Consider the following 15,297-nt stretch of genomic DNA (forward strand, 5'->3'; position numbering starts at 1 on the left):
GGAATTTGATTTTGCTGTGGAAGGGTTGATGACAACTTGTTGCTGGATTCACTTATTGACAGAGCAACCCAACTTAAAAAGAATACTGTTGCTGTCGCAGTAGCGGAAGATATCGTTGTTATAAAAGCGGTTCTAGATGCAATTGAACGAAATCTTGCAAATTTTATTTTATTTGGAAATCAGGAAAACATTAATCGAATGATTAAGACTGAAGAAAACAAGGTAAATCCGGAGAAAAGCCTCAGAATCGTTCATGCCGAGACAAATGAACTGGCTGCCAAATTAGCCGTTAAAGCGGTTTCGAATAAAGAAGCGGATGTACTAATGAAAGGGAATATCCCGACGAATGTTCTTCTAAAGGCTGTATTGAATAAAGAATATGGTTTAAGAACAGGAAATATTCTTTCGCATGTTGCTGTTTTTGAAATCCCTAATCGGGACCGTTTTACAATCGTAACAGATTCGGGGATGAACATTACCCCGGATTTGGAGCAAAAGGCACAAATCATAACAAACGCTGTTGCGGTTGCTAAAGGAATTGGAATTGAAACGCCAAAGGTAGCACCGATTGCTGCCGTTGAAGTGGTTAATCCCGCTATGCAGGCAACGGTGGATGCAGCGGCACTAACGGTGATGAACAAGCGCGGGCAAATCACTGGCTGCATCGTTGACGGTCCGCTTGCATTGGATATTGCTGTTTCGGTTTTAGCTGCTGAACATAAGGGCATCCAAAGTGAAGTAGCGGGCAAAGCCGATATTTTAGTGGTTCCTGCCATTGAGGTTGGAAACGCATTGTATAAATCGTTAGTTTATTTCGCAAATGCAAAGGTTGGTGCTGTAATTGCCGGGGCTAAAGCGCCGATTGTGCTAACTTCCAGAGCCGACTCCGCAGAGAGCAAGTTGTTTTCTCTTGCATTAGCAGTATGCTCTGTGGCAAACTAGTTTTTTCATTATTGAGGAGGAATATTAATATGGAAATTTTTAAGTATTTAGAAAAATATGATTACGAGCAATTAGTTTTTTGTCAGGATAAATCTTCGGGATTAAAAGCAATTATTGCAATTCATGATACAACCTTAGGACCGGCATTAGGCGGAACGCGTATGTGGACATATGAATCTGAAGAGGCCGCGATTGAAGATGCATTGAGATTGGCAAAAGGAATGACTTATAAAAATGCGGCGGCAGGTTTAAATCTTGGCGGTGGCAAAACGGTAATCATAGGCGACCCTCGTAAGGATAAAAATGAAGAAATGTTCCGCGCTTTTGGACGTTATATTCAAGGACTAAATGGAAGATATATAACAGCTGAAGATGTAGGTACCACTGTGGCGGATATGGATTTAATTCATGAAGAAACGGATTATGTAACAGGGATTTCCCCGGCATTCGGATCATCTGGAAATCCATCCCCTGTAACAGCGTATGGTGTTTATTTAGGAATGAAAGCGGCAGCCAAAGAGGCATTTGGCACAGACTCACTAGAAGGAAAAGTAGTAGCTGTCCAAGGCGTTGGAAATGTAGCTTATACCCTTTGTAAGCATCTGCATGAAGAAGGCGCACAGCTGATTGTTACAGATATTAATAAAGAAGCGGTCGGGCGTGCAGTGGAAGACTTTGGTGCGCGTGCTGTTGACCCAAATGAAATTTACGGTGTGGAATGCGATATTTATGCGCCATGTGCTCTTGGAGCAACCATCAATGATGACACAATCCCGCAGTTGAAGGCAAAAGTAATCGCTGGTTCTGCGAACAATCAATTAAAAGATACACGTCATGGAGACATCATTCATGAAATGGGTATTGTATACGCTCCGGATTATGTAATAAATGCTGGTGGTGTAATCAACGTAGCCGATGAGCTTTACGGATATAATCATGAACGTGCCCTTAAAAAGGTTGAACAGCTTTACACAAGTATTGAAAGAATCATTGAAATTTCAAAGCGTGATGGAATCCCAACCTACCTTGCAGCAGATCGCATGGTAGAGGAACGGATTGAAAGAATGCGCAATTCCCGCAGTCAATTCCTTCAAAACGGACATCATATTTTAAGCCGTAGAAAATAAAAACTGCAATAATCTTAAAATTTGAGCGCTGAATGAAAATTCAGCGCTTTCCTAGGTAGTGATTTACCTCATATTGTTTAAAATTTGATCATTTTAGAAATTACTTTAAGTATAATGACCACTCAATTATTGAACATTACTTAGTTAAATATGTGGGGGTAAATCGACGAAAAAATTTTTGAAAGGTACCGTCTTAATCTTTCGATAAAGCAAATTGGGGGTCAAAACGTGCAAGAAAGAGAATATCGAATACTCATCATCAACCCTGGCTCTACTTCTACTAAGATAGGGGTTTTCGATAATGAAATTTCCATACTGGAAAAAACGATTCGTCATGAAGCTGAAATAATAAATTCTTACCCAAATATCATTGATCAATATGAATTCAGGAAAAACACCATCTTAGAAACATTGGACCAAGAAGGTATTAATATTTCAAAATTGTCCGCGGTTTGTGGGCGGGGAGGATTGCTTCGTCCGATCGAAGGCGGAACCTATACAGTTAATGACAAAATGTTGACGGATTTAAGAAATGGGTATTCTGGACAACACGCATCGAATTTAGGTGGTATAATAGCATATGAAATAGCATCTGGTCTTAATATCCCGTCCTATATTGTGGACCCAGTAGTTGTCGATGAACTTGACCCGATTGCAAGGATATCCGGTTTCCCGTTAATTGAACGAAAAAGTATTTTTCATGCGTTGAATCAAAAGGCTGTTGCAAGAAGAGCAGCAAAGGAATTAGGGAAAAAATACTCAGAATTAAATTTAATTGTTACCCATATGGGGGGCGGAATAACCGTCGGTGTACATAGAATGGGTAGGGTTATCGATGTTAATAATGGTCTTCACGGTGATGGGCCTTTTAGTCCGGAACGTGCTGGTACTGTTCCAGCCGGAGATTTAATTTCCCTTTCGTTTTCTGGTGAATACTACCGGGAAGAAATCATGAAAATGTTAGTAGGGCAGGGCGGTCTAGTCGGTTACCTTGGCACAAATAACGCAGTGAAGGTAGAAGAGATGATTGAAGCCGGGAATAAAGAAGCCAAGCTTGTTTATGATGCCATGGCCTATCAGGTTGCAAAAGAAATTGGTTCTGCTAGTGCGGTTCTTTCAGGTAAAGTAGATGCGATCGTTTTAACTGGCGGACTTGCTTATGGAAAGGATTTTGTACAATCGATTACCAATAGAGTAAACTGGATTGCTGATTGTATCATTCATCCTGGGGAAAATGAACTTCAAGCATTAGCAGAAGGAGCCCTTCGCGTCTTGCGTGGCGAAGAGGAAGTTAAAATATATCCTGGTTCATTTAAAACAGCAAAAATTTAAGTAGTTGGGGAGGAAATAAAATGGCACAAGAGTATGATTTGGTTATTCTCGGGGGTGGCACTGGTGGATATGTTGCCGCAATCCGTGCCTCACAGCTAGGTTTAAAAACAGCAATTGTTGAAAAAGGAAAACTCGGTGGAACATGCTTACATAAAGGTTGTATACCAAGTAAAGCCCTGCTAAGAAGTGCAGAAGTGTATGCTACTTCAAAACATAGTGAAGACTTTGGCGTGATAACTGGCGAAGTAACTTTTAATTTTACTAAAGTTCAAGAAAGAAAAACGAAAATCATCGATACCCTTCATAAAGGAGTACAGCACTTAATGAAACAAGGGAAAATCGATGTTTATGAAGGATTAGGACGGATTTTGGGCCCTTCCATCTTTTCACCAATGCCAGGTACCATATCTGTTGAAATGAATAACGGCGAAGAAAATGAAATGCTCATCCCCAAAAATGTAATTGTTGCTACCGGTTCAAGGCCAAGAACCCTTCAAGGGCTTGAGATTGACGGCGACCAGGTCATTTCATCTGATGAAGCATTAGAACTGGAAAACTTACCATCTTCTATTATCATTGTTGGCGGCGGCGTAATTGGGATTGAATGGGCCTCAATGTTATCCGATTTTGGGGTAGACGTTACGGTGATTGAATATGCAGACCGAATTATCCCTACAGAAGATAAAGACATTTCAAAAGAAATGCAACGGTTAATGAAGAAAAAAGGAATTAAAATTGTAACAAGCGCAAAGGTCCTTTCTGAAACAATAGTAAAAGGTAATGGTGTAGCAATCTCCGCTGAAGTAAAAGGCAGTTTAAAAGAATTTAAGGCTGAAAAACTGCTTGTTTCCGTTGGACGTCAAGCGAATACTGAAGGAATCGGGCTTGAGAATACGGAAATTCAGCTTGAAAAAGGAAATATTGTCACAAATGAATTTTACCAAACAAAGGAATCCCATATTTACGCAATTGGAGATGTTGTTGGCGGCCTGCAGCTCGCCCATGTTGCATCCCATGAAGGAATTGTTGCCGTTGAGCATATAGCAGGAAAGGATCCTTCACCTATCGATTATAACTTAATATCAAAATGTATTTATAGTAATCCTGAGGTTTCTAGTGTTGGTATTACCGAGGAGCAAGCGGAAAGTAGAGGGCATAAAGTAAAAGTGGGCAAATTTTCCTTCCGTGCCATTGGTAAAGCGCTGGTTTTCGGTGAATCGGATGGATTTGTGAAAATTGTGGCCGATGAAGAGACCAATGATATTTTAGGGGTACACATGATTGGTCCTCATGTTACCGATATGATCTCAGAAGCTGGGCTTGCAATGGTATTAAATGCAACTCCATGGGAAGTCGCTCACACCATCCATCCACACCCAACCCTTGCAGAAGCAATTGGGGAAGCTGCATTAGCAGTAGATGGCAGAGCACTTCACGGATAAAGTGAAACTTCGATCAGTGGGGGTTTTTTCATCCCCCACTGATTGTTAGTTGAACCAATCGGGCTTTTATGGGCAGTTGATCCCCCACTCACTCTTCCTACTTACACCAACCACTGAAGTAGGGGGTCTTACTGCCCGTTACTGCGGGATAAATACTGACGCTGTTTAGGATTCAATGCGAACAATAGGGAGGTACAAAATTAATGGCTGAAAAGCGACATGAGGCATTAGGATTAAGTGATGAAAAAGTTTTAGAGATGTATGAAACAATGGTTTTAGCCCGTCGGATTGATGAGCGGATGTGGTTATTAAACCGTGCTGGGAAAATCCCATTTGTTATTTCCTGTCAAGGCCAGGAAGCGGCCCAAGTTGGGGCAGCTTTTGCACTTGATAAGGATAAAGATTATGTGCTTCCCTATTACCGGGATATGGGGGTAGTCTTAACCTTTGGGATGACGGCGAAGGAGCTTATGCTTTCTGGATTTGCGAAAGCAGAAGACCCTAATTCAGGAGGAAGGCAAATGCCTGGACACTTTGGACAAAAGAAAAATCGTATTGTTACAGGTTCCTCGCCCGTTACAACACAAGTACCTCATGCAGTAGGGGTTGCTTTGGCTGGAAAGATGGAAAGAAAAGACCTTGTTACGTTTGTAACATTTGGTGAAGGGTCATCCAACCAAGGTGATTTCCATGAAGGTGCAAATTTTGCCGGTGTACACAAACTTCCTGTTATTTTTATGTGTGAAAACAATAAGTATGCTATTTCCGTTCCAATTGAAAAACAATTAGCCTGCGAGAAGGTATCAGATCGTGCAATTGGCTATGGAATGCCAGGGTTCACAGTGGATGGGAACGACCCGTTAGAAGTTTATAAAGTAGTGAAAGAGGCTGCGGAACGCGGCCGCAGCGGCGCGGGACCTACCTTAATTGAAACAATTTCCTACCGTTTAACACCACATTCTTCTGATGATGATGACCGTTCTTACCGGGCACCTGATGAGGTAGCAAAAGCCAAAACCCAGGATCCGATTATTACATTTGGTGCCTACTTAAAGGAAACGGGTGTCCTGAATGATGACTTGGAAAAAGAAATCAATGACCGTGTAATGAAACTGGTGAATGAGGCAACTGACTATGCTGAAAATGCCCCATATGCTGCACCTGAGGATGCAATGAAATACGTTTATGGGGAAATGTAAGGGGGGACGTAACATGGCAGTAATTTCTTATATAGATGCGGTGACAATGGCCATACGTGAAGAAATGGAAAGAGACCCTAAGGTGTTTGTACTTGGGGAAGATGTTGGTAAAAAGGGTGGTGTATTTAAGGCTACACAAGGATTGTATGAACAATTTGGAGAAGAGCGAGTAATTGATACACCGCTTGCTGAATCAGCCATAGCAGGAGTAGGAATCGGTGCAGCTATGTATGGTATGCGGCCGATTGCAGAAATGCAGTTTGCTGACTTTATCATGCCTGCTGTAAACCAAATTATTTCAGAGGCAGCGAAAATTCGCTATCGATCAAATAATGACTGGAATTGTCCAATTGTTATTCGTGCTCCATACGGCGGAGGGGTTCATGGTGCATTGTATCACTCTCAATCTGTTGAAGCGGTATTTGCAAATCAACCTGGATTAAAAATTGTTATGCCATCTACTCCTTATGATGTAAAAGGTTTATTAAAAGCAGCTATACGTGATAATGACCCTGTTCTTTTCTTCGAGCATAAACGGGCCTACCGTTTGATTAAAGGAGAAGTTCCGACTGATGATTATACGCTTCCAATTGGAAAAGCTGATGTGAAACGTGAAGGCGATGATATTACGGTCATTACTTATGGTCTGTGTGTTCATTTTGCCCTCCAAGCTGCCGAAAAACTGGCTAAGGACGGAATTTCAACCCATATTCTTGATTTAAGAACAGTTTACCCACTGGATAAGGAAGCGATTATTGAAGCTGCCTCCAAAACCGGGAAGGTTCTGCTCGTTACAGAAGACAATAAAGAAGGCAGTATTTTGGGGGAGGTATCTGCCATTATAGCTGAAAATTGCTTATTCGATTTAGATGCACCTATTAAACGCTTGGCTGGACCGGATATACCGGCCATGCCGTATGCACCGACGATGGAAAAATACTTTATGGTAAATCCTGATAAAGTTGAAAAAGCAATGAGAGAATTAGCAGAATTTTAAGGTGCAATTTTTTTAGCTGAAGAATAATCCACAGTAGTAAATGCACTAAGGAGGTTTTATGCATTGGCAGTTGAACAAATAAAAATGCCTCAACTAGGTGAAAGTGTTACAGAGGGTACCATTAGTAAATGGCTTGTTTCTGTTGGGGATAAGGTAAATAAATATGATCCACTTGCAGAGGTTATGACAGATAAGGTAAATGCAGAAGTCCCGTCTTCATTTACAGGAATGATTAAAGAACTAATTGCCGGAGAAGGCGATACATTGTCTGTTGGTGAAATCATTTGTACGATTGAGATAGAGGGCGGAGAAACGGATGGTGAGACAAAAGCAAAAGCAGCTGCTGTAGAAGAAAAATCAGCCGATAGGGGAACTGAGGCTGCAGATAAAGGAAATGTTGGCCGATATTCACCCGCGGTTTTAAAGCTCTCTCAGGAGCATGGAATTGACTTGACTCAAGTGCATGGAACAGGTGCCGGAGGCAGAATTACCAGAAAAGATTTGCAAAAATTGATTGAGTCCGGAAACATACCTGCAGGATCTCCAAAGACAGAACCAATCAAGCAGTCTGAAATTCAGCCTTCTGCCTTGCCGGAAACGGCTCAACCTGAGCCAAAACAGGCTGCAACTTCCGTAAATGTGCCAGTTGGGACAGGTGACATTGAAATACCTGTTACAGGTGTCCGTAAAGCGATTGCGGCTAACATGCTGCGAAGTAAACACGAAGCGCCACATGCTTGGACAATGATAGAGGTTGATGCCACGAATTTGGTAGACTACCGCAATTCCATTAAAGATGAGTTTAAGAAAAAAGAGGGCTTCAATTTAACTTTCTTTGCATTCTTTGTAAAAGCAGTTGCTCAAGGCTTGAAGGAATTCCCACAAATCAACTCAATGTGGGCCGGGGATAAAATTATTCAAAAGAAGGATATTAATATTTCGATTGCCGTTGCAACTGATGATGCGTTATACGTTCCTGTTATTAAGCTGGCGGACGAAAAAACAATTAAAGGAATTGCCCGTGAAATTTCCGAGCTTGCTGTTAAGGTTAGAAATGGAAAACTAAAGTCCGAGGATATGCAAGGTGGAACATTTACCGTCAACAATACCGGTTCATTCGGATCTGTTCAATCCATGGGCATCATCAATTACCCGCAAGCAGCTATTCTGCAGGTTGAATCAATTGTGAAGCGTCCGGTAGTCATGAATAATGGAATGATTGCCGTACGTGATATGGTGAATTTATGTATGTCTCTAGACCACCGAGTTTTAGACGGACTTGTTTGCGGACGATTCTTACAACGAGTTAAAGAAATACTTGAAAATACATCAAAAACTACAACTTCCATCTATTAAAGAGTACCGCCAGTTTTTCTGGCGGTACTTTTCTTATTGATTGTAACGGGTTTGTACCATAAAATAGAATTAATTGAATATTTATTATTTTGCTTGGAGGGAGTTGTCAAGTTTGGAAGATTTGCGCAATCAGTCTTTTCCTTCAAAAACAAAACTTGATTGGAAAGCTAAAGCCGAAGAATCCTTAAAAGGGAAAAAAGTTGAGTCCTTGCAAAGCCCAACATATGAAAACATTATTTTGAAACCGCTTTATTCTAAAGAAGATCAGAAAACACCCTCTGAGTATCCGGGCCAATCGGATTTTAGACGTGGTACATTCCCGCTTGGATATGTAATGAATGATTGGAAGGTGGCTCAGCGGATTTCTTATTCAACTATTCATGAACTAAGAGAAAAACTCATATCTGCCGTCAGTAAAGGGCAAACGGCCATTTCGTTTGAAGTTTCAAAAGCTTTATTTGAATCCGATGCTGATGTAGCTAGTTTGTTCATGGATTTGGCCGAAAACTTTCCAATTGCCATTGATTCAAAAGGTTTGCAGGCGGCCTTATTAGCAAAATTATCTAAAGGAAATAACGAAAAAATTACTGGATATATTGGTACTGACCCCATTTCACTTTTTGGCGAAGAAGGAAATTTTTCAAAAGAATTGCTCCCTGCGTGGGTAGAAAATATCAAGACAGCTGAAAAGGTTTTTCCAAATTTACGTACGATCCTGATTAACACATCCATCTATCAGAACAGCGGGGCAAATGCTGTTCAAGAACTGGGAATTGCTGCAGCCACAGGTGTATTCTATCTCCAACAGTTTATTGAGAGTGGTATGAAGCTTGAGAAAATTCTTTCAAAAATGATTTTTCAATTCTCAATTGGCAGCAACTTTTTTATGGAAATAGCTAAGCTTAGGGCAGCACGAATGATCTGGAGTAGAATAGCGGAAGCCTATGGGGCTCATAAAAATAACAGGGGTATAGAAATTGCTGCAGAAACCTCTACATTTACAAAAACTATCTATGATCCACATGTTAACCTTCTTCGTGCCGGCAATGAAGCGTTTGCAGCTGTAATTGGGGGCATACAGTATTTGCATGTTGGTGCTTTTGATGAAATTACAGGTCCCAATTCTTTTTCAGAAAGAATCGCAAGAAATACACAGCTAATTTTAAAAAATGAAGCGCATCTGAAAAATATTATTGACCCAGCGGGCGGCTCATGGTATGTCGAAGAATTAACAACAGAATTGGCTGAAAAAGCATGGGAGTTCTTTCAGCAGATTGAAATAAACGGCGGAATTCTGAAAGTATTGCAAACCGGTTGGCTCCAAAATGAGATCGCAACAGTTAGAAACAAAAGAATGAAAGATTCTTTTACAAGAAAACAAAGTATTGTAGGTACAAATGTGTATGCAAATCTGGATGAAACCGTTCCTGCTCTCATAAAGGAACAAGAAGCAGCCTATTTAGTTTCTCAATCATTGGAAGATGTATTAAACGGTGCCGAGCCTCAATTTTTACAGATGAATAAAATAGAGTCTGCGATTGAAATGAATCCTTTAGTGAAAAAAAGATTGGCAGAGCCGTATGAGGAACTAAGGAAAAAGGCAAAGGAAATCGAGGGAAGGTCGAGTTCTAAACCGATTATGTCGATGATTTGTCTTGGGGAATTAAAACAGTATAAAGCAAGATTTGACTTTATGCGAGGATTCGTTTCCGCTGGGGGAATAAACGCAGTTGGAAGTGAGCCAATTTTTTCAAAGGAATCAGCTGAGGCGTTTGTTGCAAGTCAAGAAACGCAGCATTTTTGTCTATGCGGCGATAACGAACAATATGAGACAATTGGTCATGAGATCTTATTATTCATAAAAGCTAAGTTTCCGGATAAGCTCTTTTATTTAGCTGGATTACCGGATCAGGATCAACAAGTACAGTGGAATCATGAAGGTATTGAAGAGTTCGTTCATGTAAAAAGCAATTGCTATGAAACACTTTCTCATATACTTACTGAAATGGAGGTGAGGGCCGATGCAAAAGCCTGATTTTCAAAACCTGCGCCTTTTTACTGAGCAACCGCTCAATAATAAAAAACAATGGGAAGAAAAAGTGGAACAAGAGCTAAATTCGTCCATCGAAGATTTACTTTTTGAAACTAATGAACAAATCAAGTTGAAGGCTCTTTATACAAAAGAGGACTTGGAAGGCTTGAATCATCTAGACGATCTGCCGGGGCTTCCGCCGTATACACGTGGTCCGTATCCAACCATGTATGTCAACAGGCCGTGGACGGTAAGGCAATATGCTGGATTCTCAACTGCTGAGGAGAGTAATGCGTTTTATCGCCGGAATTTGGCAATGGGACAAAAGGGTTTGTCGGTTGCATTTGATTTGGCAACCCATCGCGGCTATGATTCTGACCATCCCCGGGTTGTCGGCGATGTTGGAAAAGCCGGAGTGGCAATCGATTCGATTCTTGATATGAAAACACTTTTCGATGGAATTCCACTTGATCAAATGTCGGTATCGATGACGATGAATGGGGCGGTCCTGCCAATTCTAGCTTTCTTCATTGTTACCGCCGAGGAACAGGGCGTTAGTCAGGAAAAGCTTTCCGGAACGATTCAAAACGATATTTTAAAAGAATATATGGTGCGAAACACTTATATTTATCCACCTGAGATGTCGATGAAAATTATCGCTGATATTTTTGAGTATACTTCTAAATATATGCCAAAGTTTAATAGTATTAGTATTTCCGGCTATCACATGCAGGAAGCAGGTGCTCCTGCTGACCTGGAGCTTGCTTACACACTAGCGGATGGATTGGAATATGTTCGGACAGGACTTAAAGCCGGGATTGAAATCGATTCATTTGTACCAAGATTGTCATTTTTTTGGGCAATTGGAATGAATTATTTCATGGAAGTGGCAAAAATGCGCGCTGCACGGTTAATTTGGGCAAAAATGATGAAATCATTTAATCCTAAGAATGATAAGTCATTAGCCTTACGAACCCATTCACAAACGTCCGGTTGGAGTTTGACAGAACAAGACCCATTTAATAATGTGACTCGTACATTGATTGAAGCGCATGCTGCAGCTATGGGGCATACACAATCCCTGCATACCAATGCACTAGATGAAGCGATTGCTTTGCCAACGGATTTCTCTGCTCGAATTGCTCGGAACACACAACTATTTCTTCAGGAGGAATCAGGAATCACGAAGGTAATTGACCCTTGGGCAGGATCCTATTATGTTGAGAAGCTGACTGATGAATTGGTACAAAGAGCTTGGATGCATATCGAAGAAATTGAAGGGCTTGGCGGAATGGCGAAAGCGATTGAAACTGGTCTTCCAAAAATGAGAATTGAAGAGGCAGCCGCACGGAGACAGGCGCAAATTGATTCCGGTAAAGAAATCATTATTGGTGTAAACCGTTATCGTTTAGAGAAAGAAGAGCCAATTGATATTTTAGATATTGATAATACAGCTGTTCGATTGAAACAAATCGAAAAATTAAATACGTTAAAGCAAAGTAGGGATGATCAAAAGGTACAGGAATCACTTAACGCCTTGACGAAAGCGGCAGAAGCTGGTGAAGGAAATCTGTTAGAGCTCTCAGTAAAGGCAGCAAGAGCAAGAGCAACGCTCGGAGAAATTTCTGATGCCATCGAAAAAGTGGCCAAAAGGCATAAAGCAATCATCTATTCGATTAGCGGTGTATACAGCTCAGCCTTTAGCAACGAAGAGGAAATCACGGTTGTGAAGGAAATGGCTGACGAGTTCCTCGAAAATGAAGGAAGAAGACCACGAATTTTGATTGCCAAAATGGGTCAGGATGGCCATGACCGTGGAGCAAAGGTGATTGCAACAGCCTTTGCGGATCTTGGGTTTGATGTCGACATCGGTCCATTGTTTCAAACACCGGAAGAAACCGCTTTGCAGGCAGTAGAAAATGATGTCCACGTCATTGGGATGAGTTCACTTGCCGCCGGACATAAAACTTTACTCCCACAGCTTATCGACGAATTGAAAAAGCTGGGCAGGGAGGATATTTTAGTTGTTGCAGGAGGAGTTATTCCGGCCCAGGATTATCGATTCTTATATGATCACGGTGCGGCAGCTATTTTTGGACCTGGAACCGTCATTCCGGTAGCAGCACAAAAGGTTATTAAGGCAATCTATCAACAGCTCGGCTATGAGGAAGTGGCGGAATAAATGGCGGCTGATCAAAAACCGGAATGGAGCGATCCATCAAATCCAGATTTATGTTCAAGTGTAGTAAGAAAGGGGCAAGAGCTTGAAGGTCAATCAACTTCCCTTCAAAAAAGTTCTCGATTCAAAAAGCGCAATACCCAAGCGGTTTCTGTAGAGGAATTATATAACGGGGTATCGGAGGGGAATCGAAGCATGCTTGCCCGTGCCATTACGCTTGTAGAAAGCAATGCTGAGCATCATTTTGAAAAAGCACAGGAACTGCTGCAGAAGCTTTTACCCTACACTGGGAAGTCTATTCGGATTGGAATTACCGGAGTGCCCGGAGCCGGGAAAAGTACTTTCATTGAAGCGTTTGGAGAGTATCTATGCAGCTTAGGTTTAAAGGTTGCGGTTTTAGCGATTGATCCAAGCTCTAGTATTAGCGGCGGAAGTATTTTAGGTGATAAAACACGGATGGAGCAATTATCAAGAAATCCTCTCGCTTTTATCCGGCCTTCGCCATCTGCAGGAAAGCTTGGCGGTGTGCATCGAAAAACAAGGGAATCAATGCTCCTTTGCGAGGCAGCCGGTTTTGAGGTGATTTTAATCGAAACGGTTGGCGTTGGGCAAAGTGAAGTCATTATCAGGGATATGGTCGATTTTTTCATGCTTCTAGTATTAACAGGTGCCGGTGATGAATTGCAGGGAATGAAAAAAGGGATTATGGAGCTGGCCGATGCCATTGTTGTTCATAAGGCAGATGGTGAGAATAAGCCCATAGCGGAAAAAACACGAAATGACTATAACCGCATTCTTCATTTTCTTCAGCCTGCGACAAAAGGCTGGGCTACCAAAGCATATACCTGCTCCTCGTTAACCTTGGAGGGCATAAGTCGAATTTGGGAAATGATTCAATCTTTCGAGCAGAAGGGTAAATCCTCTGGAGTTTTTAATGAACGCAGAAAGGCGCAATCACGGGAATGGCTCTATGCATTAATTAGTGACCAGCTTCACTACCATTTTTACCATCATCCAGGGGTGAAAAACCAACTGCCAAAAATAGAAAATGAAGTAATTGCCGGAGAAAAAACGGTCGCTTCGGCAGTAGAAAGTCTTTTTCGGACATTCTTGGATTCAACTTTGTGACGGTAATGGCTGATTACCGTCTTTTTTTATTGAACTTTTTGGAAAAAATAGTGTAATATTCACCCATTTCATACAAAAAATGGTAATATTATTTTGGTAATATTTTAGTTTGCAAGAACCAAACATAGAATGGTGGATTGATAGGGAAAATAGCAGGGATACATAAAGAATTGTTTATTTAAAACAGAAAAAATAGAATGCTAGTTGGAGAGTGAAACATGTTAAAAAAACTTATATTATTAATCATGGCCTCCGTATTATTTATTACTGGTTGCCAAGCAGTTAAAGGTGTAGATTTGAACAAATTGGTTCTTAGCAGTTCAAAAATTAATTCCGCTGAGAGCAAAACAACTGCTTCATTAGATTTAAAATACGCAAAATCGAAAGTAAAAGACAAGGATTTCCTAAAAGTACTTACCCTTCTCGACAATGCAAAATTAGAAGTTTACACAAAAATGCAAGATGCCAATACTGTTTCCATTACCGGAAACATCATTCTTCATAATAAAGGCAAGATTCCATTACGATTATATATGGACAAAAAATATACGGTGATTCAACTTGATAATGCCAAGAAACCAGTTCGCGTTTCGATGGATAATGGAACCTCACCAGATCAAAAATTGATTAAAGATGTGCAAACAAAATTAATGGCTCCAGTTGTAAGGAATTTGCCAAATCCTTTCCCGGCCCATCTTAAGGTAACGGCAAATACCACGGATAAAGTCCATGGAGTTAAAGTAAAAGGTCATCGTGTTCAAGCAAAGGTATACGCAAATGAAGTGCCAAAGCTCCTTGAGTCCTTCCTTACAAATTTATCAAAGGATGAAAAGGCAATTACAGATATTGTGAATGCTTTGAATGAAATTAATAAAGTCGCTGGCGATGACACCAAAATGACAGCTGATGATCTTAGAGCTGGGATTGTGGAGTTTCAGAAGATGCTGCCAGAACTTAAAACTGACCCAGAATTTAAAGCATTGTTAACAAGCAAAAATAATGTAAAAACAGATATTTTCTTAGACAAACATTATTACGAGAGAAAATCATATACGACCCTAAATATTGGCAGTATTCCAGATGGTGAAGGATTAACTGGTATCACATTAAAAATCAAAAATGAAACCTGGAATATTAATAAAAAGGTAAAAGCTTCAAAAATCGAAAAATATTCCAAATATCTTAACGAAAATGCTACTCCAGAACAATTTTTAGCTACGCTAGATAAAAAGAAAAGTGTTCTTTATTCTGCGATGACATCGTTGATGTATTCACCATCTAAAGTCTTGAAAAAATCACAAGTCAAAGTAACCAATAATAAAGGTAAAAAAGCAGATAAAATCACAGTCAAGAGCCTTAAAAAAGGTGATGTAATTAAAGTATACAGCAAGACAGGATCATTGATTGCTGCAAAAGAATCAACAGGCAAAACTGCTGTTTTAACTGTAAAGCAACTTGGAAAAAAATCAGGTAAGGTATATGTAAGTATTATCCGCTCTAAACATGCAGAAAGCAGCAAAGTGTCTATCTCTTTCAAGGCGGAGAAAAAATAATGTGAAAACA

At 40.6% G+C, this 15,297-nt stretch carries 11 protein-coding genes; all 11 read left to right on the plus strand.

The window, feature by feature from the left end:
- Positions 1–36: 36 nt before the first annotated feature.
- Complete coding sequence (gene yqiS / locus E2K98_RS15710; RefSeq protein WP_133335719.1) at positions 37–942, plus strand: phosphate butyryltransferase; 906 nt, start codon at positions 37–39, stop codon at positions 940–942.
- 29 nt (positions 943–971) lie between these two features.
- Positions 972–2,069, plus strand: a complete 1,098-nt coding sequence (gene bcd, locus E2K98_RS15715) for a branched-chain amino acid dehydrogenase (protein ID WP_133335721.1) — start codon at positions 972–974, stop codon at positions 2,067–2,069.
- 228 nt (positions 2,070–2,297) lie between these two features.
- On the plus strand, positions 2,298–3,401 hold the full coding sequence (gene buk, locus E2K98_RS15720) for a butyrate kinase (protein ID WP_133335723.1): 1,104 nt from the start codon (positions 2,298–2,300) through the stop codon (positions 3,399–3,401).
- Positions 3,402–3,421: 20 nt separating this feature from the next.
- On the plus strand, positions 3,422–4,843 hold the full coding sequence (gene lpdA / locus E2K98_RS15725) for a dihydrolipoyl dehydrogenase (protein WP_133335725.1): 1,422 nt from the start codon (positions 3,422–3,424) through the stop codon (positions 4,841–4,843).
- 203 nt (positions 4,844–5,046) lie between these two features.
- A complete protein-coding gene (locus tag E2K98_RS15730; RefSeq protein WP_133335727.1) occupies positions 5,047–6,042 on the plus strand; it encodes a thiamine pyrophosphate-dependent dehydrogenase E1 component subunit alpha in 996 nt (331 codons plus the stop codon).
- A 13-nt stretch (positions 6,043–6,055) separates the two neighbouring features.
- Positions 6,056–7,039, plus strand: a complete 984-nt coding sequence (locus E2K98_RS15735) for an alpha-ketoacid dehydrogenase subunit beta (protein WP_133335729.1) — start codon at positions 6,056–6,058, stop codon at positions 7,037–7,039.
- Positions 7,040–7,102: 63 nt separating this feature from the next.
- The gene (locus E2K98_RS15740) at positions 7,103–8,395 is read left to right on the plus strand and encodes a dihydrolipoamide acetyltransferase family protein (protein ID WP_133335731.1); all 1,293 of its coding nucleotides are present in this window, start codon (positions 7,103–7,105) and stop codon (positions 8,393–8,395) included.
- 112 nt (positions 8,396–8,507) lie between these two features.
- Complete coding sequence (locus E2K98_RS15745; RefSeq protein ID WP_133335733.1) at positions 8,508–10,430, plus strand: methylmalonyl-CoA mutase subunit beta; 1,923 nt, start codon at positions 8,508–8,510, stop codon at positions 10,428–10,430.
- Positions 10,417–12,609 (plus strand): methylmalonyl-CoA mutase, encoded by a 2,193-nt coding sequence (gene scpA / locus E2K98_RS15750; RefSeq protein ID WP_133335735.1) that lies wholly within the window; start codon positions 10,417–10,419, stop codon positions 12,607–12,609. Before E2K98_RS15745 ends, scpA begins: the two co-directional genes overlap by 14 nt.
- Positions 12,610–13,734, plus strand: a complete 1,125-nt coding sequence (gene meaB, locus E2K98_RS15755) for a methylmalonyl Co-A mutase-associated GTPase MeaB (protein WP_133335737.1) — start codon at positions 12,610–12,612, stop codon at positions 13,732–13,734.
- A gap of 218 nt (positions 13,735–13,952) precedes the next feature.
- Positions 13,953–15,287, plus strand: coding sequence for a hypothetical protein (locus E2K98_RS15760; protein WP_133335739.1), 1,335 nt, complete (start codon positions 13,953–13,955; stop codon positions 15,285–15,287).
- Positions 15,288–15,297: the final 10 nt, after the last annotated feature.

The organism is Bacillus salipaludis (genome assembly GCF_004358205.1).

Bases quoted from the DNA above. Each gene is read 5' to 3' on its own strand.
- E2K98_RS15735 (WP_133335729.1), top strand. From the start codon at position 6,056: ATGGCAGTAATTTCTTATATAGATGCGGTGACAATGGCCATACGTGAA.
- lpdA (WP_133335725.1), top strand. From the start codon at position 3,422: ATGGCACAAGAGTATGATTTGGTTATTCTCGGGGGTGGCACTGGTGGA.
- E2K98_RS15760 (WP_133335739.1), top strand. From the start codon at position 13,953: ATGTTAAAAAAACTTATATTATTAATCATGGCCTCCGTATTATTTATT.
- E2K98_RS15730 (WP_133335727.1), top strand. From the start codon at position 5,047: ATGGCTGAAAAGCGACATGAGGCATTAGGATTAAGTGATGAAAAAGTT.
- meaB (WP_133335737.1), top strand. From the start codon at position 12,610: ATGGCGGCTGATCAAAAACCGGAATGGAGCGATCCATCAAATCCAGAT.
- scpA (WP_133335735.1), top strand. From the start codon at position 10,417: ATGCAAAAGCCTGATTTTCAAAACCTGCGCCTTTTTACTGAGCAACCG.
- bcd (WP_133335721.1), top strand. From the start codon at position 972: ATGGAAATTTTTAAGTATTTAGAAAAATATGATTACGAGCAATTAGTT.